The following is a 20,671-nucleotide window of genomic DNA, read 5'->3' as shown; positions in this document are numbered from 1 at the left end:
CGATGAACAGTTTTGACACCGACTCCCTGCTCGCCCACTGCCGCACGCTGGCGCCGGCGCGCACCGCCATCGTCCATGCGGTCACCGCCAACGTGCTGCAGGCCGCACAGGAGGCGCAGCAGCAAGGGCTGATCACCCCCGTGCTGGTGGGCCCCGCCGCCCGCACCCGCGAGGCGGCCGAAGCCGCCTCGGTGGACATCTCGGGCTGGCAGTTGATCGATGCCGAGCACAGCCACGATGCGGCCGCGAAGGCCGTGGCCCTGGCGGCGGCGCGCGAGATCGATGCGCTGATGAAGGGCTCGCTGCACTCCGACGAGCTGATGGGCGCGGTGGTGAAGAGCGACGCCGGCCTGCGCACCGAGCGGCGCATCTCCCACGCCTTCCTGATCGACCAGGAGAGCTATTCCAAGGCCTTCCTCATCACCGACGCAGCGGTGAACATCGCACCCGATCTGGCCACCAAGGTCGACATCGTGCAGAACGCCGTCGATCTCTGGCATGCGCTGTTCGGCGCCGACATACTGCCCAAGGTGGCGGTGCTGGCGGCGGTGGAGACCGTCAACCCGAAGATGGTCGCCACGCTCGATGCCGCCGCGCTGTGCAAGATGGCTGACCGGGGCCAAATCACCGGTTGCCTGATCGACGGACCGCTGGCCTTCGACAACGCGATCAGCGTGGAGGCGGCCCGCACCAAGGGCATTGTCTCGGAGGTCGCGGGCAACGCCGACATCCTGGTGGTGCCCAACATCGAGGCAGGCAACATGCTGGCCAAGCAGCTCATCTTCCTCAGTGGGGCGGAGGCCGCCGGCATCGTGCTGGGCGCGCGCGTGCCCATCATCCTGACCAGCCGGGCCGACAGCCAGCGCGCGCGCCTGCTGTCCTGCGCCGTGGCCCTGCTGCTGGCCCATGCGCGCAGCAAGGGGCAGATCAAATGACGCAGCCCCTGGTCCCCGTGCTGCTGGTGCTCAACGTCGGCTCGTCCAGCATCAAGTTCCAGGTGTTCGAGCGCGAGTCGCTGTCGGTACTGATGGCCGGCAAGGTGACGGGCATCGGCACCAGCGCCCAGCTGTCGGCCAGGCTGGCCGGCGCCGAGGCGCCCGTGCGCACCGCCCTGCCCGCAGCCGACTACGACAGCGCCATGGCGGCCGTGATCGCGCTGATCGACCAGCACGACGATGGCTGGCGCCTGGCGGCCGTGGTGCACCGCGTGGTGCATGGCGGTGCTGCCTTCCACGCACCGGTGGTCGTCACCCCCGAGATCCTGGCCCAGCTGGAGGCGCTGAGCCCGCTGGCCCCCTTGCACCAGCCGCACAACCTGGCCGGCATTGCGGCATCGCAGCGCCTGGCCAGCCATGCGCTGGACATCGCCTGCTTCGACACGGCCTTCCATGCGCGCATGGACCCGCTGTTCCAGGCCTTTGCCCTGCCCCAGGCCTTGCGCGACCAGGGCGTGCGCCGCTATGGCTTCCACGGCCTGTCGTACGAATGGCTGGCGCACGAAATCGCCCGCACCCGGCCCGATCTGCGCGGGGCACGCGTGGTGGCCGCCCACCTGGGCAATGGCGCCAGCCTGTGCGCCATGCACGCAGGCCGCAGCGTGGACACCACCATGGGCATGACCGCGCTGGACGGCCTGCCCATGGGCACGCGCAGCGGCGCCATCGATGCCGGCGCCGTGATCTACCTGCAGCGCGAGCTGGGGATGGATGCGAACCAGGTCGAACACCTGCTGTACCAGGAGTCGGGCCTCAAGGGCCTGTCGGGCGTGAGCAGCGACATGCAGACTCTGCAGGCCAGCACGGACCCGCAGGCGGCCTTTGCCATTGACTACTTCGCGCTCAAGGTGGCGCAGTACACGGCCATGCTGACGGTCTCCCTGGGCGGGCTCGACGCGCTGGTGTTCACCGGCGGCATCGGCGAGAACGCCGAGCCGGTCCGCGCTGCGGTGCTGGCGCGGCTGCAGATGCTGGGCCGCTTCGAGACCCTGGTCATCGAGGCCAACGAGGAGAAGATGATGGCGCTGCACGCCAAGCAACTCCTCCAGGCCCAGTCCTGATCCCGCCTTACGCCGCCAGCGCCCACTGCGCCACCAGCGCGCCGATCTCGGCCATGGCCGCATCGCGCTGCTCGGGCGGGGCCTCGCCACCGGTCAGGTAGCAGCTCACCACGACGGGCTTGCGCTCGGGCGGCCAGAACACGCCGGCATCGTTGCTGGTGCCGCGCGATGCGGTGCCGGTCTTCTCCCCCGCCTTCCAGCCCTCGGGCAGGCGGGCGCGCAGGCGCTTGTCGCCCGTCTTGTTGGCCAGCAGCCAGCCCTGCAGCTTTTCGCGCGAAGCCGGTGACAGGGCCTGGCCCAGCGCCAGGGCCTGGATGCAGTGCACCATGGCCACGGGCGTGGTGGTGTCGCGCGGGTCGCCGGGTTTTGCCTCGTTGAGCGAAGGCTCGTTGCGGTCCAGCCGGGTGATGCTGTCGCCCAGCGAGCGCACGTACGCCGTGAGTGCCGGTGGGCCGCCATTGCTGGCCAGCAGCAGGTTGGCGGCGGTGTTGTCGCTCCAGGTCATGGTGCCCGCACACAGCTCTTCCACGGTGAGGCCAGCGCCATCGGCGTGCGGCTCGGTCACGGGCGAGTAAGCCACCAGGTCCTTTTTGGCATAGGTGACGCGGCGCTCCAGCTTGTCGTGGCCCTGGTCCACGCGGCGCAGGGTCTGCGCGGCCAGCAGCAGCTTGAAGGTACTGGCCATGGGAAAGCGCTCGCCGCCGCGGTGGGCGATCTGCCGGCCGGTATGGGTGTCGAGCGCGGCCACGCCCACGCGGCCGCCCACGCTGGCCTCGATGCGCTGGAGCTCGGCCAGCCAGGCGGCATCGGCCGCAGAGCCACTGTTTTTCTGCGGGCTGGTCTGGGCCAGGGTGGCCAAGGGGATCAGGCCGATGGCGGCCACAAAGTTGCGTCGTTGCATTCTCTTACCTGTAGGGTTGTTGTCGGAACAGGCGCAACGATACCGGTGGCAGGCCCAACGCACCATCGACAATAATCGGCACGAGACCCCAGAAAAACTTATGGATATGCCATGCACCTGCCGCTCAACGCCCTGCGCGCCTTCGAGGTGTCGGCCCGCCACCTGAACCTGACGCGCGCCGCCGACGAGCTCAACGTGAGCCAGACGGCCGTGAGCCAGCACATCCGCAACCTGGAGGACCGGCTGGGCAAGCCGCTGTTTCGCCGCCTGCCCCGTGGCCTGGCGCTGACGGACGAGGGCCAGGCGCTGCTGCCGGTGCTCAGCGAGGCCTTCGAGCGCATTGCAGCCGCCCTGGACCATGTGAGCGACGCGCGCCCGCGCGAGGTGCTGACCGTGGGCGTGGTCGGCACCTTCGCCGTGGGCTGGCTGCTGCCGCGGCTGCGCGACTTTCAGCAGGCCTGCCCCTTCGTGGACCTGCGCCTGCTGACCCACAACAACCGGGTGGACATGGCCGGCGAAGGGCTGGACTATGCGATCCGCTTTGGCGACGGTGCCTGGCACGGCACCGAGGCGCAGTGCATATTGCACGCCCCCATGACCGCCATGTGCGCCCCGGCCCTGGCCCACCACCTGCGCCACCCGGCCGACCTGGCGCGCCAGCCGCTGCTGCGCACCTACCGCGTGGACGAGTGGGCGGCCTGGTTCGAGGCCGCCGGCGCGCCGTGCCCTGTGGTGCGCGGCGCCGTGTTCGATTCGTCCCTGACCCTGGCCGAGGCGGCCGTGCAGGGCGCGGGCGTGGCACTGCTGCCGGTGAGCATGTTCACGCGCGAGCTGCAGCAAGGCCGGCTGGTGCGCCCGTTTGCGCTGGAGCTACAGCACGGGGCCTACTGGCTCACGCGGTTGAAGTCACGCATACCCAGCCCGGCGATGGAAGCCTTCCACGGCTGGCTGATGGCGCAGGTGGGCAGCGCCCAAGCGCCATAAACAAAGCTTCAGCCCAAGGCCTTGGCGATTACTTCAGCGGGGATCTCGTCCACCTGGGCCGGCTCCAGGAACTCCTGGCCGTAGCGCGCATAGACGCCCTCGCGCACGAACACCTGGAACAGGTCCGGGTCGATATGGCCGTTGTCGCGCATCTTGCACATGATGGCCAGGGCCTGCGACAGCGTCATGCCGCTCTTGTACGGCCGGTCGGCGGCCGTGAGCGCCTCGAAGATGTCGGCAATGCCCATCATGCGTGCCTGCACCGACATCTGGTCGCGCGTGAGGCCGCGCGGGTAGCCCTTGCCATCCATGCGCTCATGGTGGCCGCCCGCGTACTCGGGCACGTTCTTCAGGTGGCGCGGCCAGGGCAGCGTCTCCAGCATCTTGATGGTGGCGACGATGTGGTAGTTGACGGTGTCGCGCTCGGCCTGCGTGAGGGTGCCCGAGCGGATGGTCAGGTTCTCCAGCTCCTCGGCCGTGAGAAAGCTGGTCTGCACGCCCTGCGGGTTGCGCCACTGGCGCGCGGCCGAGATGTCGCGCACGCGCTGCTGGTCCTCGGCGCGCATGGCCTCGGCGCCCTGGTTGCAGCGGCGCATGAACTCGCGCTCCTCCTCCAGCGTGTGGATGCTCTGCTGCAGGCCCTGCAGCTCCTGCGCCTCGGCCGCGGCATCCACCACGGGGCGCAGCGCCAGCTGGCGGCGCAGGGCGGCCAGCTCGGCATCGCGCTTGAGCACCTCGAAGCGCGTGTCCACCAAGCCGATGCGGTCGTACAGGGTCTGCAGCTTGGTGGCCTTGTCCACCACGTGTACGGGCGTGGTGATCTTGCCGCAGTCGTGCAGCAGGCCGGCCATCTTGAGCTCGTAGCGGTCGCGCTCGGTCATGGTGAAGTCTGCCAGCGGCCCCTCGCGCGTGGTGTTCACCGCTTCGGCCAGCATCATGGTCAGGGCCGGCACGCGCTGGCAATGGCCGCCGGTGTAGGGCGACTTTTCGTCGATGGCCAGGTTGATCAGGTTCACGAATGACTCGAACAGCCGCTCCAGCTGGGTGATCAGCAGCCGGTTGGTCAGCGCAATGGCCGCCTGCGAGGCCAGCGACTCGGCCAGGCTCTGGTCGGCCACGGAAAATTCGGTGACCTCGCCCGTCTCGGGGTCGCGCGCGTTGATGAGCTGCAGCACGCCGATGAGCTCGCGGTCGTGGTTGCGCATGGGCACCGTGAGGAACGACTTGGAGCGGTAGCCCGTGCGCTGGTCGAACAGGCGCGTGCCCGAAAAGTCGAAGCCCTCTTCGCTGTAGGCATCGCCCACGTTCACCGTGCGGTCGTGGATGGCCGCATAGGCCGCCACCAGCGAATCATTGGGCGAGCCATCGGCATTGCGCAGCGGCAGTTGCGGAAAATCGATGGGCCGGCCCGTGGTGCCGCCCAGGCGGATGTCCAGCGAATCGGTGCGCACGATCTCGAACTTCAGCGCATCGCCCTCCTCCGTCACGCTGTACAGCGTGCCGCCATCGGCCCCGGTGATGGCCTTGGCGGCCTCCAGGATGTTCTCCAGCAGCCGGTCGATGTCGCGCTCGCGCGAAAGCGCCGCACCGATGCCGTTGAGCTGCTCGAGCCGGCGAAAAAGGTGGACGGTGGATTCCTTGCTCATGAAGCGACCCTGGCTGCAACGTTGGCGACCACCCATCGTAACCAAAAGTGACCGCTATCATCAGTCCTTTCTGTCCAGTTTTACACCCGCCTCCGTGCAGTCCGTCACGCCCCCCATCCTCACCGCCGCCCTGTACCAGTTCGTCGACCTGCCCGACTTCGAGGATTTGCGCGCCCCATTGCAGGCGCTGTGCGACGCCCACAGCGTGCGCGGCATGCTGCTGCTGGCGCCCGAGGGCATCAACGGCACCATTGCCGGCCCACCCGAAGGCGTGCACACGGTGCTGGCCTGGCTGCGCGGCGATGCCCGCTTTGCCGCCCTGCAGCACAAGGAGGCCCTGGGCGAGCGCCAGCCCTTCTACCGCATGCGCGTACGCCTCAAGCGCGAGATCGTCACCCTGGGCGTGCCCGGCCTGAACCCGGCGCGCAACGCCGGCACCTACGTCAAACCCGAGGACTGGAACGCCCTGATCGCCGACCCCGCCGTGGTGGTGGTGGACACGCGCAACGACTACGAGGTGGGCATCGGCAGCTTCGAGCGCGCCATCAACCCGCACACCAAAAGCTTTGCGGAGTTTCCGGCCTGGGTGGAGCAGCAGTCGCAACCCGGCGGCGCCCTGGCCGGCAAGCCGCGCGTGGCCATGTTCTGCACCGGTGGCATCCGCTGCGAGAAATCGACCGCGCTGCTCAAGTCTCAGGGTTTCGACGAGGTCTACCACCTGCAAGGCGGCATCCTCAAGTACCTGGAGACGGTGCCCGAGGAAGACAGCCTGTGGCATGGCGACTGCTTTGTCTTTGACGAGCGCGTCTCGGTGGGCCACGGCCTGGCGCCCGGCCACCACCAGCTGTGCCGCTCGTGCCGCATGCCCCTGGGCGAAGCCGAGCTTGCCTCGCCCCACTACGTGGCCGGCGTGAGTTGCCCCTATTGCCACGGCACGCGCACACCCGAGCAGGAGCAGGCCCTGGCCGAGCGCGAACGGCAGATGCAACTGGCCAAGGCGCGCGGCGAAGAGCATATCGGCGCGCGCCAGCCGGGCGCACCCGCACGCGCCACGGCCAGTGGCGGGGACGAATCCCCGTGAGCGCGACGTCTCCCCTCCCCGTCCTCTACTCCTTCCGCCGCTGCCCCTATGCCATGCGCGCCCGCCTGGCCCTGGCCGTGAGCGGCCAGGTCTGCGAACTGCGCGAGGTGGTACTGCGCGCCAAGCCCCAGGGCCTGCTGCAGGCATCGCCCAAGGCGACGGTGCCCGTGCTGGTGCTGACCGATGGCACGGTGCTGGAGCAAAGCCTGGACATCATGCGCTGGGCGCTGGCCCACAACGACCCCGCCGGCTGGCTGCGCCCCAGCCAGGGCGACGAGGCCGCCATGCTGGCGCTGATCGCCGAATGCGACGGCCCCTTCAAGCAGGCGCTGGACCGGTGCAAGTACCCGAGCCGGTATCCCGAGGCCGATGGCGCACTTGCACGTGTGCAGGCTGTGGACTGGCTGCAGGGGCTGGAGGCGCGGCTCACCAGCCAGCCGTTTCTGTTTGGCGACCATGCGGCGCTGGCCGACATGGCGATTGCGCCGTTTGTGCGGCAGTTCGCGGGCATCGATGCGGACTGGTGGGCGGCGCAGCCATGGCCCAAGCTGCAGGCGTGGCTGGCGAAGTGGCAGGCCAGTGCGCTGTTCGAGAGCGTGATGCCCAAGCTGGACGCCTGGGTGGATGGAACTGAAGGCGTGCACTTTCCGTTCCAGCACACCTTACCCGCCAGCTGAGCATTCTGGAATTCCGCACAGATCCGGCGCTGTATGGCGGTTTTCCCACCAGTGGGGGCGCCATTCACTGTGACTGAAGGCCCCTGGTCCGGAGGAAATCCGGGCGCTTCCTCTCCCGACAGACCTCGATACACAAGCACGCCCCAGGCGCGGCGTAACGCTGGCGCGCATGCTGGCATGGCGTTTGCGAAGGCAGTCTGCCCCGGCAGAATTACCAAGCCCTTTCAAAGAGCCCTGCTGCGGCAGCAGCCTTACGACAACAGACTGGAGACAAAACCATGAAACTGAGCGTCCCTCGTTCCCTCGCCGCGCTCGCGGCCCTGTGCCTTGCCGGCAGTGCCGCGCTGGCGCAGGCACAGGCCCCCGCCCGCCCGGTAGTGCAATTCATCGCCACTGGCGGCACCATCGCCATGAAGGTCGATCCGGTGACCAAGGGCGTGGTGCCCGCCATCTCGGGCGACGACCTGATGCAGACCGTGCCCGATGCCGGCAAGTACGCCACCATCGAGGTGAACAACTTCTCCGCCATGTCGGCCAACTACGTCGAAGCCAAATGGTGGACGCGCCTGACCAAGGCCGTGGACGATGCCCTGGCCCGCCCCGAGGTCAGCGGCGTGGTGATCGCCCAGGGCACCGACACCATGGAAGAGACGGCTTACTGGCTGGACCTGACCGTCAAGTCCGACAAGCCCGTGGTCATGATCGGCGCCCAGCGCAACGCCTCGTCGCCCGACTTCGACGGCCCGCGCAACCTGCTCAACGCCATCCGCATCGCCACCACGCCCGAGGCCACGGGCAAAGGCGTGATGGTCGCCATGAACAACCAGATCAACGCCGCGCGCAGCGTGACCAAGACGCACACCGGCAATGTGGAAACCTTCAAGTCCGGCGACTTCGGCTTCCTGGGCGAGGTGTGGGACGACAAGGTGGTCTTCTCCCGCTCCCCGCTGCGCCGCCAGCACATCGCCATCGGCACGGCCGAAATGCCCCGCGTGGAAATCCTGGCCATGTTCGGCGGCGCCGACGGATCGCTGATGCGCTACGCCGTGGACCAGGGCGCCAAAGGCATCGTGGTGCAGGCCGTGGGCATGGGCAACATGAATGTCTCGATGTTCGAGGCGGTGAAGTACGCCCTGTCCAAGGGTGTGCCCGTGGTCATTTCTACGCGTGTGCACAACGGCCGCACCTACCCGCTGTATGGCTTTCAGGGCGGCGGCAAGACGACGTTCGACGCGGGTGCCGTGATGGCGGGCGACCTGAGCCCGCAGAAGGCGCGGCTGCTGCTCATGTTGATGCTGCACCAGGGGAAGGCTAGCAAGGCGGAGTTGCAGGCGGCGTTTGAGCGGTAAGCGGTTGGCACCTCAAAGAAGCATTGCGCTCCTAGGAGCGCTTTTCTAAGTCGCCGTCGCAGGTCAGCTTCGGAGTCAACTCAGCCCCTAAGGCAGCGCCGTGAGCGGCAGTCCGGGGTGTTACGATCCTTTACTCCTCGCATCTATCCGGTTGCTCGCGACGCTATTGGTGGATTACAAAGTTCGCTTGTGAGCCGGTGGGCCTCTGTACGTCACTCTGAAAAGCCGAAGTGCGGGACGCGTCTCTCCTCAGCTGTGATGCATGGGGCGGTCATGCAAATCGCCAGCCTCTTCTTGAAGACGTTCGAATGGCGCAAATAGAGTTGATGATAAAAATTCCTGAGCACAAATAGCATGAATCCGTTTGGTGACACCGCATGTGTCAAGGGGATTCGGCAGTTTTGGAACTGCCCCAGCGTTAAATGCGAGTGAGCATGATATCTGGGGCGGTAGTTCTTGGGGTCGAAATCGAATCGAACAGGAAATCTTACGATTTGCTTAGTGAGGATGTCCCCGTACAATTCGTCGTATCGATACAATTCCGGAGCTTCCTCCACAGTCGGAAGCTTTGGCGAAGGGAAGAAGCCCAAACGATGCTTTCGCAAATCCCCTCCAGCGTCAAATGCGTATTGAAAGACTAAGAGGCCTCCATCCGGCAATTTAATGTGAAAGAGTTCGTTCGATTCAAGTTCCGTATATATGTCACCATAGGCAACATCTCTAAGCGCAATTGAGGACCCCGCCAACGAACCAAGGGTCGGGCCATTTCCATCGTTGGAAACTATCGGAAACCTCTGCTGCACTGAGACACCAGTTTCTATCACCCTACCAAATGTTGCGTCTAGCTGACGCTTTACGTCATTGAATTTCACTTCTCCGTCGCCCCTTTACTTGCCGATTTAAAATCGCTGAGCAACTGATCAACATCGATGTCACCTGCGCGGATAGCCTGCATGAGTTCGTCTCGCTGCCTTTGCAACCTGCGCTCTCGTGCATTTTGCTTTTCAGGAGCATCAACGTTTATTAGGCGCAAAAGCTTTTTCTCTTGCTCTGTTGGATATTTGAATTTAAGCTTGTAGTCTTGTGCCTTTAGCCTGGAGCACTCCTCCGTCAACGCATCCATTTTAGGACCTACACCAAGTACCCGCACCCAGCCCTTGGAGCGTGTAAGGGCGGTGAAGAGCCGATTCCGAATCAACGCCAGTTGAGATTTTGTGAATGCGGAATAGCAATCTTGCGCGTTCAGAACATAGATCATACCGGCCTCATTGCCCTTTGCGCGAAAGATACCGGTAAAAGTTACTGCGCCATCCTTGCTGAATACATCGCGCGAAGTGCTGACACCAGCAATCTCGCTATTGATGCCAGCACTGAAAAGGAGCCGGCGAACTTTCCCAACAGCCTCCTGTGTTTTTATAGGATCAGGATTGATAACAACAATGTCTTCAGGTCTCAGCTCCTCGGACTCAATATCATTTCGGATGCTTTCAAATAGCCATTGTGCTTGGGACTCTCCATCCTGGAAAGTGACGAACCTCAGTAAATCGTCAAGGGGTGAGTGATCTTCAAGGAACAACGGCGATGTTTCCGGAGTGCGTGCCAAGGTAACTTCCTGACCAGGTTCGAGATTTCCTTCCTCAATCGTATATCCAACGTCAGTCCATAGCTTGTCCTGATCGAAAAACTGCACTAGCCCACCATTACGATAGATGCCAAAACCAAGTGCGTGAGCAGCCGCCAGCACTGGTCGCGGATTGCGATAGCACTTCTCCAAAATAATGTCTTGACGGGGGATTGCACTAGTCGAGTAGTCAAATTCAACTACTGGTTTTCCTTGGGCATCGCTGCCGAATAACTGCTCTGGCGGTAAGACTGCGTTGCCCGTAAGTGATTGCAGTTCGTCATACGCGTACACCAAACGTTTTGGTTCAGATGTAAAGCGATGACATAAACGGAGGAATTCTGGCGGAAAGTCTTGAGCTTCGTCGATGAGGATCAGATCATATAACGGATTGATAGGACCCGCGTACTTTAGCGCCTCTTGAACTGCGCCGCCAAAAGCACCGTTTGACGTATAGCGCGCCTTGGCTGCTCCAAAATCGAGAAAATCGATACTATGTGCACGGCAGAACTTGTGATAAATGCCATCTTGCTCCTTATCACCAGGACCGCCCCAAGCATTAATAATGTCAATCCTATCCCAGTCTGGCTCAGTGCTTGTTTGCTCGATCGTGAAGCTATTTATTAGTCTTTTGAACTGCTCTTTCAAAGAGCGGGTATTGAATGTGACAGCAATCTTCCAGTCAGGATTTTGCGAGTGAAGGTAAGCAACCTTTAACGCAAGTACAATGGTCTTCCCAGAGCCGGCGAGGCCCCTAATTCTTTGAACACCTTCAACGGTCTCGATAACTGCGCGCGACTGATGTTGATCCAAGTTTGCGATTGATTCTTCAACTCGTTTAAGACGAGCTCCCCTGGATGCCGCATTTTTCGGCTCCCTCTTGAGCCTTCCTGAACGTATCGATGTCACAACTTGAACAGCGGCTAGTAAATTTGCGAAGAGCTCTTCCGATAATCCTTCACAACTTTCTATTGATGCCAGTATGTTATCCCGATTCGTCAATATGTACGGTTCAACGCTGTCAGGGAGGCTCTTCTTTGCAGGGGCGAATGTGAACGTATGAATAGCGAACTGGAGTGCTCTCCCAACCTTCAGCGCAGGATAGGGCTTTAGCTTCACTTCAAGCATGGACGCGATATCATCCAAGCGTTGTTCGAACCCAGAAAAGTCGAGCCCTTCCACCAGATCGAATGCGATAAGCCCGTGCTGCCTGCTGAGAAGCAGCGCGTCGAACTTCACTGGTCCAAGTGGGGATCCCATGATTGGATAGCCGATATATAGATAACCATCGGCGTGAAAGGCATCTGCAGAGAGGAGGCTGGCCAAGGCTTTGGCGGCCTCAGGCTTGTCTTTGTTTGAGCCCCAGATAATGTTTAGCATTCATTTTCCATTTTATGGCACGTTTACTTTAGCGCTTGCCTAGCGCTATGACTGCAAGTGTCTGAGGATCACGCCGACCAATGCTACTGATCGTCGCGTGTTCTTCGTGTTGGATTCTCTATGTTACCCGCGCTAAGTCGGACGTCTCACATGAACCGTTGCGCACAGGTAACGAGCCGCTTGAGCGCCATTGTGCTCTCCCAAACGATTGCAGCGGACAGGTTGGGTGAAGGAACAGAAACGTTTAGCGTCACCGAGCCAAGTGAACAGACCCCGCCAAGTGAGCGCTCTAATAGCGAAAGCTGCCAGCCATCGAGGCTGTCGCGCTTTGCAGGTACCAGCCTATAGTAGTCATGGCTTTCACATGCCCACCATTGCTTGTGGCCACTGGCAGTCTTCGTATCATCGTCATAGTCGGCTTCCTACCGGCGACCGGGACTCACGCCAGTCAGAATGCTGCAACATCTTGCCGCTTGAACTGCCCATGGACCTCCGCCGCCTAACCTACTTCATAGCCGTAGCGGAAGAACGCCACCTGGGCCGCGCCGCCGAGCGCCTGCACCTGTCCCAACCGCCGCTCACCCGCCAGATCAAGGCCCTGGAGGCCGAAGTCGGCGCCCAGCTGTTCGAGCGCACGCCCCGCGGCATGGTGCTGACCCACGCGGGCGAGACCCTGTTGCGCGATGCGCGGGCCATTTTCGGCATGGTGGACCAGGCGGCGGACCGGGCGCACCGGGCGGCGCGTGGCAAGCTGGGGCGGCTGGATGTGGGGGTGTATGGCTCGGCCATCTTCGGCATCGTGCCGAACATCCTGGCGCGGTTTTCGCGCGAGAACCCCGATGTGGAGATATCCCTGTACCACGCGCAGACGCCGCAGCAAGTAACTGCGCTGCGGCAGGGCCGGGTGCTGATCGTGTTCGAGCGGTTATTACCGGCCGACAGCGACCTGCAGGTGGAGCGCGTGGCCAGCGAGCCGCTGTGGGTGGCGATGTCGGACACCCACCCGCTGGCGCGGCGCAAGAAGGTCCCTGTGTCCCTGTTGCGCAACCATGCGCTGGCGGTGGGCTCGTCGCCCTCCGCCACGGCCACGCTGCTGCGGCTGTGCGCCGAGGAAGGCTTCGAGCCGCAGATTGCCACGCAGACCAGCGATGTGGTCATGGCGACGATGCTGACCGCCTTCAGCAACTGCCTGACGGTGGTGCCCTACTCCATGCTGAGCGTGCAATTCCCCGGCGTGCGCTATGTGCCGCTGGTGGCGGCGCGGGGCGAGGCCACCATGGACCTGTACTGCTTTTACCGCAAGGAGGAGGCATCGCCGCTGTTGGCGCGGATGTTAGAGACAGTGCGAACCTACAGCGCCGCTGGCGCAGATTGACTCTCAGAAACTCCTTACCGAAAAGGTATGGAGTTGAACGAAATTGGGAATGGACGTTTCTCGTGGACGGGTGAACACTGCGCTGCAGGTCACACAAGAACACGGAGACAACATTGAGTTCACGTCCTTTCAAGCGCCTGCTTTTGACGGGCGCAGCCGGCGCGCTCGGCCGCGTTCTGCGGCCGGCCATGCGGGGCCATGCCTCGGTCCTGCGCGTTTCAGATATCCAGCCGATGGAGGCGTCAGGCAGTGACGAGGTCGTCGTCTGCGACCTGGCCGACAAGGCGGGCACCGATGCGCTGGTGGCGGGCTGCGATGCCATCGTGCACCTGGGCGGCATTTCGGTGGAGCGGCCGTTCGAGGAAATCATCGAGTCGAATATCCGGGGCACCTTCCACCTCTACGAAGGCGCCCGCCGGCATGGCGTGAAGCGCGTCGTGTTTGCCAGCTCGAACCATGTGGTGGGCTTCCACCGGCAGGACGAGCACCTGGAGACCGATTGCGAGCGCAGGCCCGATGGGTACTACGGCATCTCCAAGGCGTTTGGCGAGGACCTGTCGCGTTTTTATTTCGACCGCTATGGCATCGAGACCGTGTGCCTGCGCATCGGCAGCGCCTATGCCGCGCCCAAGGACCAGCGCATGCTGTCGACCTGGCTGAGCTTTGGCGACCTTGAAGCGTTGGTCGGCCGGTCGCTGCTGGCGCCCGAGGTCGGTCATTTGATCGCCTACGGCATGTCGGCCAACCCGTCGGTGTGGTGGAGCAATGCGAAGGCGGCGCGCCTGGGCTTCGAGCCACGCGATACGTCCGCAGCGTTCGAGGGCGCCAGCGCGCTGCCGGCCGCCCTGCCCGGCTCGCCGGAGGCGCGCTACCAAGGCGGGTCCTTCGTGGTCCGCGGTCCTTTTGAAACCCTGCCCGAGGTGCCCCAATGACGATCCGCTTTGGCGTGGTGGGCATCGAACACCGCCATATCTACCACCTCATCCAGGGCCTGCTGGACGCGGGCGCAACCTGCGCCGGCTATGCCACCTTGCACGCCGACCCGCTGGTGCTGCAGGGCGTGCAGTCGCGCTTTCCCGGCCTGAAGGCCGTGGAGTCGGCAGAGGCGCTGCTCGATGACGACTCCATCCAGCTGATCGTCACGGCCGATGTGCCAGTACGACGCGCAGAGCTGGCCGTCGATGCGATGCGGCGCGGCAAGGACGTGCTGACCGACAAGCCGGGCGTGACCAGCTTTGCGCAACTGGCAGCGGTGCAGGCCGCCGTGCGCGAGACCGGGCGCATCTTTGCGATCTGCTTTTCCGAGCGGCACATCGTGCCCTCAGTGGCCATGGCCCAAAAGCTGGTGCAGGACGGCGCGCTGGGCAAGGTGTTCCACACCCTGAGCATGGGACCGCACCGGTTGAACGCGGCCACCCGGCCGGCCTGGTTCTTCGACAAGGCTTATTACGGCGGCATCCTGGTGGACATTGCTTCACACCAGATCGACCAGTTCCTGGTGCTCACCGGCTCGACCGATGCCACGGTGGCCCATGCCGTGCACTCGCACATCGGGCAGGCCACGCCCGTGAGTTTTCAGGACTTTGGCGAGATCGCGCTGGCCTCACGCGACAACACGGCGCGTGGCTATATCCGCGTGGACTGGTTCACGCCGGATGGGCTGCCCACCTGGGGCGATGGCCGCCTGTTCATCGGGGGCACCGAGGGCTCCATCGAGATCCGCAAGTACGTGGACATCGAGGGCCGCGCCGGCGGCGAGCACCTGTTTCTGTGCGACCGCAAGGGCACGCGGCACATCGACTGCAGCCGGGAGCCCATCACCTTCTTCCGCGATCTGGTGGCCGATGTACAGAACCGCACGGACAAGGCCGTGCCGCAGGAGCATGTGTTTGCCGTGAGCCGGCTGGCGCTGGAAGCGGATGCACTGGCTACATCAGGGAGCACCACTCCATGAAGAAGCTGGGCATTGCACTCCTGGGCGTGGGCCCGGGCTCCGAGCCGCACCTGCAGAGTCTGGCCACGCTGGCGGACAGCGTGGACCTGCGCTGGGCGCTGGCCCGCAGCAACCCCGACAAGGCCCGGGCGGCGGTGCCGCCGAGCACCCGGGTGACGGGCGATCTGCAGGAGATCCTGGGCGACCCGCTGGTCGAGGCGGTCATCGTGGCGACGCCGGCCTATACCCACCTGGAGATCGCCTCGGCCGCGCTCGCAGCCGGCAAGCACACGCTGGTGGAAAAGCCACTCGATGTGACCCTGGCCCGGGCCGAAGAACTGGTGGGCGTGGCAGCGGCCCGTGGTGTGCAGCTGGGCGTGGTGCTGCAGCACCGCTTTCGGCCGGGGGCGCAGCGCCTCAAGCAAATGCTGGATGCGAGCACGCTGGGTGCCGTGCAGAGCGCCGTGCTGCAGGTGCCCTGGTGGCGCTCGCAAGAGGGCTACTACGCCAAGGCCGGGCGCGGCACGCTGGCGCGCGATGGCGGTGGCGTGCTGCTGACCCAGGCCATCCATGCGATCGACCTGTTCCGCAGCCTGGTGGGCGTGCGCGCCGTGGTGGCCTCGCAGATTGCGACCACAGCCATCCACGAGATGGAGACCGAAGACTTTGCCAGCGCCCTGCTCACCCTGGGCAATGGCGCGCCGGGTGTGCTGGTGGCCACCACGGCCATGTACCCGGGCCGGGCCGAGGTGCTGGAGCTGGTGTGTCGCCATGCCACGGCCACGCTGGAGGGTGGGAACCTGCGCGTGCAGTACCACGACGGGCGTTCGGAGACCGTGGAAGGCGAGGCGAAATCGGGCAGCGGCGATTCGATCATGGACTTCTCGCCCGATGCACACATCGCCCTGCACCGGGACTTCTTTGGCGCCGTGGCCGATGGCCGGGCGCCCACGGTGACGGGTGCCGAGGCCCTGGCCACGCACCGGCTCATCGACCAGATCGTGCGGCAGGGACAAGCCGCCTGAAGCAAGCCGAGCCAAGTAAAGCAATTACCACAAGGAGACAAAAGCCATGAAGAAAGTGTTCCACCAGATCGCACTGGCCCTGACGGCACTGTGCGCAGCCACCCTGCCCGCGCACGGCGCCGACTTTCCGACCAAGCCCGTCAAGATCGTCGTGCCCTATGCGCCCGGCGGCACCACCGACGTGCTGGCCCGCTTCATCGGGCAGCGCCTGTCCGAGAACCTGGGCCAGTCCGTGGTGGTGGACAACAAGCCCGGTGCCGCCGAGGCCGTGGGTGCAGGCCTGGTGGCCAAGGCGCCGGCCGACGGCTACACCCTGCTGCTGTCGACCATGACCACCCAGGCCATCAACCCGACGCTGTTTCCCAAGCTGTCGTTCGATGCGACCAAGGAGCTGACGGCCATTGGCCGCGTGGCCGATGTGCCGGCCATGATCGTGGTGAACCCTGGCGTGCCCGCCAACACCCTGCCGGAGTTCCAGCGCTACCTCAAGGCCAACCCGGACAAGAGCTATGCCTCGCCCGGCAACGGCACGCCCAACCACCTGGCCACCGAGCTCTTCAAGCGCGCCGCCGGAGTCGAGGCCCTGCACGTGCCCTACAAGGGCGGCGCACCGGCCGTGCAGGATGTCATGGCCGGGCAGGTGCAGTTCATGCTGATCCTGGCACCCGAGGCCATGCCGCTGGTCAAGTCGGGCAAGCTGCGCAACCTGGCCATCACCACGCAGCAGCGCTCGCCCATGTTCCCCGACCTGCCCACGGCCTCGGAACAGGGCGTCAAGGACTTCGAGCTGGTGGTCTGGTACACGCTGCTGGCCCCTGCCGGCACGCCCAAGGATGTGGTGGCCAAGCTCAATGCCTCGCTGAACGCGGTGCTCAAGGAAAAGCAGACCACCGACAAGCTGGCCGAGCTGAGCATCAAGCCCGCAGGCGGCACGCCCGAAGAGGCCATGGCCTATGCCCGAAGCGAGGCGGCGCGCTGGAAGAAGGTGATCGAAGACGCGGGGATCAAGGCGGAGTAAGACCCGCCCCCAAAAAGCAAAAGGCGCTCAGAGGAGCGCCTTTTTGCATAGTGGGTCGGTGGCGTTTATGCCATCGAGTAGCCCGTGCCACCGCGGCGGCCGCCCTTGAGGTGGCGCGCCAGCAGCACCAGCATCACCAGGCCAAAGCCCACGAAGCAGATGAACGACCAGTTGGCGATGGAGCCGCCCAGAAAGGTCCAGTCGATGGCCGCGCAGTCGCCCGAGCCGCGGAAGATCATGGGGATGGCGCGGCTGATGGGGTAGTTTTCGATCATGCCGTAGAAGTCGCGCCCGCAGGTGGCGACCTCGGGCGGGTACCACTGCAGCCAGCTCTGGCGTGCGGCCACGAAGGCGCCGAAGCCGGCGATGAGCACGGCGATGCCGGCCAGCGACATCCACCAGCCGCGCGAGTCGCGTGCGGCGGCCAGGCCGGTGAAGATGGCCACACCGATCAGTGCGTAGCGCTGCACGATGCACATGGGGCACGGCTCCAGCCCCACCACATGCTGCAAATACATGCCGAATGCAAGCATGGCCACGCAGGCAAAGCTGATCAGCGCAAGCAGGCGGCGCGGCGCGTTGTCGATCCAGTTGAACACCATCATTCTTGTCATCCCCTAATGCCCCGGCGTCCGGCTTGCGCCGGCCCGCACAGGGCATGGGGCGGCAAGCGTCAGATGTTGGCGGCGTGGTCCAGAAAAACCTTGGCGCGGCGTGGTGTCACCACCAGCGTCTCACCCTCCTTGAAACCCATCTCCTTGAACTGCTGCGCGGGGATCTGTGCCTCGATCAGCGTCTCGGGATTCGAATTGTCCGCTGGTTTGTGATCGTCGGACGGAATAAGTTCCAGCCGCGCGATCGGGCCGACCACGATGGCACGGCTCAGCTGCGCCACGATGCCGGTCGGGCGACCCGCCGCATCGACGCCCACGCCCGGCGAGTAGCGCTGCACATCGAGGTCGTGCGGGCGCACATAGGCAAAGGCCTTGGTGTCCTGCGCGTCGGCGTGCTCGGGGGCATCGAGCTGCATGCCGTCGAGGTGCACCAGGCCCTCATGGGCGCGGCCCTGGAAGAGGTTCACGTCGCCCAGGAAGCCGTAGACGAAGGGGCTGGCCGGGTGGTCCCAGACCTGCTGGGGCGAGCCGCTCTGCTCGATGCGGCCCTGGTTGATCACGACCACGCGGTCGGCCACTTCGAGGGCTTCTTCCTGGTCGTGGGTCACAAAGATGCTGGTCACATGCAGTTCATCGTGCAGGCGGCGCAGCCAGCGGCGCAGTTCCTTGCGCACCTTGGCGTCGAGGGCGCCAAAGGGCTCGTCGAGCAGCAGCACCTTGGGCTCCACCGCCAGGGCACGGGCCAGCGCGATGCGCTGGCGCTGGCCGCCCGACAGCTGCGAGGGGTAGCGCTCGGCCAGCCAGTCGAGCTGCACCAGCTTGAGCAGGTCGGTGACCTTCTTCTTGATCTGGGCCTCGCTCGGGCGCTCGCCACGCGGCTTGACGCGCAGGCCGAACGCCACGTTCTCGAACACGGTCATGTGGCGGAACAGCGCGTAGTGCTGGAACACGAAGCCCACGTTGCGCTCGCGCACGTGCACGTCGGTGGTGTCCTCGCCCGAGAAGTGGATGGTGCCCACGTCGGCCGTCTCCAGGCCGGCGATGATGCGCAAGAGCGTGGTCTTGCCGCAGCCCGAGGGGCCGAGCAGTGCGATCAGCTCGCCCGAGGCGATGTCCAGGCTCACGTCGCGCAGCGCATGGAAGTCGCCGAACTGCTTGCTGACGTTGCGAATTTCGATACTCATGGTGTGTGCTTTCTTGCTTGCTTCAGCGCGTGGACGGTGCCACGGCGGGCGCGGGGCGCTCGGGCGGCAATTCGGCCGCGGCCTTCATGTCCTGCTCGTTGCGCCATTCGGCAATCGACTTGATGACCAGGGTGACCAGGGCCAGCAGCGCCAGCAGCGAGGCGGCGGCAAAGGCGGCGACCGACTGGTATTCGTTGTAGAGGATTTCAACGTGCAGCGGGATGGTGTTGGTCTGGCCGCGGATGTGGCCCGAGACCACCGACACCGCACCGAACTCGCCCATGGCGCGCGCATTGCACAGGATCACCCCGTACAGCAGGCCCCACTTGATGTTGGGCAGCGTGACGTACCAGAAGGTCTGCCAGCCGGTGGCGCCGAGCACGATGGCGGCCTGCTCCTCGTCGTTGCCCTGGGCCTGCATCAGCGGGATCAGCTCGCGCGCGATGAAGGGGAAGGTCACGAACACGGTGGCCAGCACGATGCCGGGCACGGCAAAGATGATCTTGATGTCGTGCGCCTGCAGCCAGGGGCCGAACCAGCCCTGCGCGCCGAACATCAGCACGTAGACCAGGCCGGCCACCACGGGCGACACCGAGAACGGCAGGTCCACCAGCGTGGTCAAAAAGGCCTTGCCCTTGAACTCGTACTTGGCGATGCACCACGCCGCCGCCACGCCGAACACCAGGTTCAGCGGCACGGCGATGAGTGCGGTGATCAGCGTGAGCTTGATGGCCGACCAGGCATCGGGCTCGCGCAGGCCATCGAGGTAGGCGCCAAAGCCCTTGCGCAGCGCCTCGGCGAACACCGCGGCCAGCGGCAGCACCAGGAACAGCAGCATGAAGGTCAGTGCCACGGTGATCAGCGTGTAGCGCACCCAGGGCGCCTCGGTCGTGCCGGCGCGCGCACGGCGCACCGTGCGGGAGTTGTTGCCACTCATGCGGGTGCTCCTGCGTGACGGCGCTGCCAGGCCTGCAGCGCGTTGATGACCAGCAGCAGGATGAACGAGATCACCAGCATGACCACGGCCACGGCGGTGGCGCCGGCATAGTCGTACTGCTCGAGCTTGCCGATGATGATCAGCGGCGTGATTTCAGAAACCATGGGCATGTTGCCGGCGATGAAGATCACCGAGCCGTACTCCCCCACGGCCCGCGCGAACGCCATGGCAAAGCCGGTGAGCAGCGCAGGGGTGATGGAGGGCAGGATGACCTTGGTGAAGGTCTGCCAGCGCGTGGCGCCCAGGCAGGTGGCGGCTTCCTCGAGCTCTTTTTCGGCGTCTTCGAGCACCGGCTGCACCGTGCGCACCACGAAGGGCAGGCCGATGAAGATCAGCGCGATCACGATGCCCGCAGGCTTGAAGGCCAGCTGGATGCCCAGCGGCTCCAGGTACTGCCCGACCCAGCCGTTGCTGGCCAGAAGCGCCGTCAGCGAGATGCCGGCCACAGCGGTGGGCAGCGCGAACGGCAGGTCCACCAGCGCATCGACGATCTTCTTGCCGGGGAACTTGTAGCGCACCAGCACCCAGGCGATGAGCAGGCCGAAGAACAGGTTGACGATGGCCGCCAGGAACGAGGCGCCGAAGGTCAGCCGGTACGAGGCGACCACGCGCGGCGCGCTGATGGCCGCCCAGAACTGGTCCCAGGTGAGGGTGAAGGTCTTGAAGATCAGTGCCGACAGCGGGATCAGCACGATGATGCTCAAGTAGAACAGCGTGTAGCCCAGCGTCAGGCCAAAGCCGGGCAGCACCCGTTTGGACGCACGCCGGCCGGCCGGCGCAGGGGCCTGTAGGGCACCCCGCGCGGCCACAGAGGTCGCAGCGGTCATGGT

The 20,671-nt window shown here is 64.8% G+C and carries 19 protein-coding genes; 11 read left to right on the top strand and 8 right to left on the bottom strand.

Features of this window, described 5'->3' with window-relative positions; translation table 11 throughout:
* Positions 1 to 2: 2 nt before the first annotated feature.
* Together AC07PA_RS19575 and AC07PA_RS19570 are read left to right on the top strand one after the other, a co-directional pair.
* A complete protein-coding gene (locus AC07PA_RS19575; protein WP_494607196.1) occupies positions 3 to 935 on the top strand; it encodes a bifunctional enoyl-CoA hydratase/phosphate acetyltransferase in 933 nt (310 codons plus the stop codon).
* Positions 932 to 2,056: an acetate/propionate family kinase gene (locus tag AC07PA_RS19570; protein WP_494607198.1), complete on the top strand. Its 1,125-nt coding sequence runs from the start codon at positions 932 to 934 to the stop codon at positions 2,054 to 2,056. The genes AC07PA_RS19575 and AC07PA_RS19570 overlap by 4 nt, the downstream gene beginning before the upstream one ends.
* Before the next feature lie 7 nt (positions 2,057 to 2,063).
* On the opposite strand, the gene bla is transcribed toward AC07PA_RS19570, so the two are convergent.
* Positions 2,064 to 2,957: a class A beta-lactamase gene (bla, locus tag AC07PA_RS19565; RefSeq protein ID WP_494607200.1), complete on the bottom strand. Its 894-nt coding sequence runs from the start codon at positions 2,955 to 2,957 to the stop codon at positions 2,064 to 2,066.
* A gap of 111 nt (positions 2,958 to 3,068) precedes the next feature.
* Here bla and AC07PA_RS19560 point away from each other — a divergent pair, with 111 nt between their 5' ends.
* On the top strand, positions 3,069 to 3,941 hold the full coding sequence (locus tag AC07PA_RS19560) for a LysR family transcriptional regulator (protein ID WP_494607201.1): 873 nt from the start codon (positions 3,069 to 3,071) through the stop codon (positions 3,939 to 3,941).
* Between the two features lie 8 nt (positions 3,942 to 3,949).
* On the opposite strand, the gene AC07PA_RS19555 is transcribed toward AC07PA_RS19560, so the two are convergent.
* On the bottom strand, positions 3,950 to 5,587 hold the full coding sequence (locus tag AC07PA_RS19555; RefSeq protein WP_494607203.1) for an HD domain-containing phosphohydrolase: 1,638 nt from the start codon (positions 5,585 to 5,587) through the stop codon (positions 3,950 to 3,952).
* 94 nt (positions 5,588 to 5,681) lie between these two features.
* On the opposite strand from AC07PA_RS19555, the gene trhO reads away from it, so the two are divergent.
* The 3 genes from trhO to AC07PA_RS19540 all read left to right on the top strand — a co-directional run bounded on the left by trhO (position 5,682) and on the right by AC07PA_RS19540 (position 8,694).
* Positions 5,682 to 6,668, top strand: coding sequence for an oxygen-dependent tRNA uridine(34) hydroxylase TrhO (gene trhO, locus AC07PA_RS19550; RefSeq protein WP_494607205.1), 987 nt, complete (start codon positions 5,682 to 5,684; stop codon positions 6,666 to 6,668).
* 53 nt (positions 6,669 to 6,721) lie between these two features.
* Positions 6,722 to 7,345 (top strand): glutathione S-transferase, encoded by a 624-nt coding sequence (locus AC07PA_RS19545; protein ID WP_494607207.1) that lies wholly within the window; start codon positions 6,722 to 6,724, stop codon positions 7,343 to 7,345.
* Between the two features lie 278 nt (positions 7,346 to 7,623).
* Positions 7,624 to 8,694 (top strand): asparaginase, encoded by a 1,071-nt coding sequence (locus tag AC07PA_RS19540; RefSeq protein WP_494607209.1) that lies wholly within the window; start codon positions 7,624 to 7,626, stop codon positions 8,692 to 8,694.
* A 212-nt stretch (positions 8,695 to 8,906) separates the two neighbouring features.
* Here AC07PA_RS19540 and AC07PA_RS19535 read toward each other — a convergent pair whose 3' ends face one another.
* Complete coding sequence (locus AC07PA_RS19535) at positions 8,907 to 9,497, bottom strand: DUF2290 domain-containing protein (RefSeq protein ID WP_494655388.1); 591 nt, start codon at positions 9,495 to 9,497, stop codon at positions 8,907 to 8,909.
* A gap of 65 nt (positions 9,498 to 9,562) precedes the next feature.
* Positions 9,563 to 11,695, bottom strand: a complete 2,133-nt coding sequence (locus AC07PA_RS19530; RefSeq protein ID WP_494607213.1) for a DEAD/DEAH box helicase — start codon at positions 11,693 to 11,695, stop codon at positions 9,563 to 9,565.
* A gap of 484 nt (positions 11,696 to 12,179) precedes the next feature.
* Between AC07PA_RS19530 and AC07PA_RS19525 the strand changes: the two genes are divergently transcribed.
* The 5 genes from AC07PA_RS19525 to AC07PA_RS19505 all read left to right on the top strand — a co-directional run bounded on the left by AC07PA_RS19525 (position 12,180) and on the right by AC07PA_RS19505 (position 17,046).
* Positions 12,180 to 13,070: a LysR substrate-binding domain-containing protein gene (locus AC07PA_RS19525; protein ID WP_494607215.1), complete on the top strand. Its 891-nt coding sequence runs from the start codon at positions 12,180 to 12,182 to the stop codon at positions 13,068 to 13,070.
* A gap of 113 nt (positions 13,071 to 13,183) precedes the next feature.
* Positions 13,184 to 14,002: an NAD-dependent epimerase/dehydratase family protein gene (locus AC07PA_RS19520; RefSeq protein ID WP_494607217.1), complete on the top strand. Its 819-nt coding sequence runs from the start codon at positions 13,184 to 13,186 to the stop codon at positions 14,000 to 14,002.
* Complete coding sequence (locus tag AC07PA_RS19515; RefSeq protein WP_494607219.1) at positions 13,999 to 15,024, top strand: Gfo/Idh/MocA family protein; 1,026 nt, start codon at positions 13,999 to 14,001, stop codon at positions 15,022 to 15,024. Before AC07PA_RS19520 ends, AC07PA_RS19515 begins: the two co-directional genes overlap by 4 nt.
* Entirely contained in the window at positions 15,021 to 16,028 is a 1,008-nt protein-coding gene (locus tag AC07PA_RS19510) for a Gfo/Idh/MocA family protein (protein ID WP_494607221.1), read from the top strand. The genes AC07PA_RS19515 and AC07PA_RS19510 overlap by 4 nt, the downstream gene beginning before the upstream one ends.
* Positions 16,029 to 16,074: 46 nt before the next feature.
* Positions 16,075 to 17,046, top strand: a complete 972-nt coding sequence (locus AC07PA_RS19505) for a Bug family tripartite tricarboxylate transporter substrate binding protein (RefSeq protein WP_494607223.1) — start codon at positions 16,075 to 16,077, stop codon at positions 17,044 to 17,046.
* 65 nt (positions 17,047 to 17,111) lie between these two features.
* Here AC07PA_RS19505 and AC07PA_RS19500 read toward each other — a convergent pair whose 3' ends face one another.
* The 4 genes from AC07PA_RS19500 to cysT form a co-directional block, all read right to left on the bottom strand.
* Entirely contained in the window at positions 17,112 to 17,648 is a 537-nt protein-coding gene (locus AC07PA_RS19500; protein ID WP_494607329.1) for a disulfide bond formation protein B, read from the bottom strand.
* A 71-nt stretch (positions 17,649 to 17,719) separates the two neighbouring features.
* Positions 17,720 to 18,844 (bottom strand): sulfate/molybdate ABC transporter ATP-binding protein, encoded by a 1,125-nt coding sequence (locus tag AC07PA_RS19495; protein WP_007857280.1) that lies wholly within the window; start codon positions 18,842 to 18,844, stop codon positions 17,720 to 17,722.
* Between the two features lie 22 nt (positions 18,845 to 18,866).
* Entirely contained in the window at positions 18,867 to 19,781 is a 915-nt protein-coding gene (gene cysW / locus AC07PA_RS19490) for a sulfate ABC transporter permease subunit CysW (protein ID WP_007857279.1), read from the bottom strand.
* The gene (cysT, locus tag AC07PA_RS19485) at positions 19,778 to 20,668 is read right to left on the bottom strand and encodes a sulfate ABC transporter permease subunit CysT (protein ID WP_007857278.1); all 891 of its coding nucleotides are present in this window, start codon (positions 20,666 to 20,668) and stop codon (positions 19,778 to 19,780) included. The genes cysW and cysT overlap by 4 nt, the downstream gene beginning before the upstream one ends.
* Positions 20,669 to 20,671: the final 3 nt, after the last annotated feature.

Source organism: Acidovorax sp. GW821-FHT09B03 (assembly GCF_059418305.1).
Note: the sequence above shows the minus strand (reverse complement) of the source record. Positions and strands in the feature narration are given on the sequence as shown.

What these genes read in the sequence shown, in the direction of transcription:
- AC07PA_RS19575 (WP_494607196.1), top strand. Translation starts at nt 3, where the DNA reads ATGAACAGTTTTGACACCGACTCCCTGCTCGCCCACTGCCGCACGCTG.
- AC07PA_RS19570 (WP_494607198.1), top strand. Translation starts at nt 932, where the DNA reads ATGACGCAGCCCCTGGTCCCCGTGCTGCTGGTGCTCAACGTCGGCTCG.
- bla (WP_494607200.1), bottom strand. Translation starts at nt 2,957, where the DNA reads ATGCAACGACGCAACTTTGTGGCCGCCATCGGCCTGATCCCCTTGGCC.
- AC07PA_RS19560 (WP_494607201.1), top strand. Translation starts at nt 3,069, where the DNA reads ATGCACCTGCCGCTCAACGCCCTGCGCGCCTTCGAGGTGTCGGCCCGC.
- AC07PA_RS19555 (WP_494607203.1), bottom strand. Translation starts at nt 5,587, where the DNA reads ATGAGCAAGGAATCCACCGTCCACCTTTTTCGCCGGCTCGAGCAGCTC.
- AC07PA_RS19545 (WP_494607207.1), top strand. Translation starts at nt 6,722, where the DNA reads ATGCGCGCCCGCCTGGCCCTGGCCGTGAGCGGCCAGGTCTGCGAACTG.
- AC07PA_RS19540 (WP_494607209.1), top strand. Translation starts at nt 7,624, where the DNA reads ATGAAACTGAGCGTCCCTCGTTCCCTCGCCGCGCTCGCGGCCCTGTGC.
- AC07PA_RS19530 (WP_494607213.1), bottom strand. Translation starts at nt 11,695, where the DNA reads ATGCTAAACATTATCTGGGGCTCAAACAAAGACAAGCCTGAGGCCGCC.
- AC07PA_RS19525 (WP_494607215.1), top strand. Translation starts at nt 12,180, where the DNA reads ATGGACCTCCGCCGCCTAACCTACTTCATAGCCGTAGCGGAAGAACGC.
- AC07PA_RS19515 (WP_494607219.1), top strand. Translation starts at nt 13,999, where the DNA reads ATGACGATCCGCTTTGGCGTGGTGGGCATCGAACACCGCCATATCTAC.
- AC07PA_RS19510 (WP_494607221.1), top strand. Translation starts at nt 15,021, where the DNA reads ATGAAGAAGCTGGGCATTGCACTCCTGGGCGTGGGCCCGGGCTCCGAG.
- AC07PA_RS19505 (WP_494607223.1), top strand. Translation starts at nt 16,075, where the DNA reads ATGAAGAAAGTGTTCCACCAGATCGCACTGGCCCTGACGGCACTGTGC.
- AC07PA_RS19500 (WP_494607329.1), bottom strand. Translation starts at nt 17,648, where the DNA reads ATGGTGTTCAACTGGATCGACAACGCGCCGCGCCGCCTGCTTGCGCTG.
- AC07PA_RS19495 (WP_007857280.1), bottom strand. Translation starts at nt 18,844, where the DNA reads ATGAGTATCGAAATTCGCAACGTCAGCAAGCAGTTCGGCGACTTCCAT.
- cysW (WP_007857279.1), bottom strand. Translation starts at nt 19,781, where the DNA reads ATGAGTGGCAACAACTCCCGCACGGTGCGCCGTGCGCGCGCCGGCACG.
- cysT (WP_007857278.1), bottom strand. Translation starts at nt 20,668, where the DNA reads ATGACCGCTGCGACCTCTGTGGCCGCGCGGGGTGCCCTACAGGCCCCT.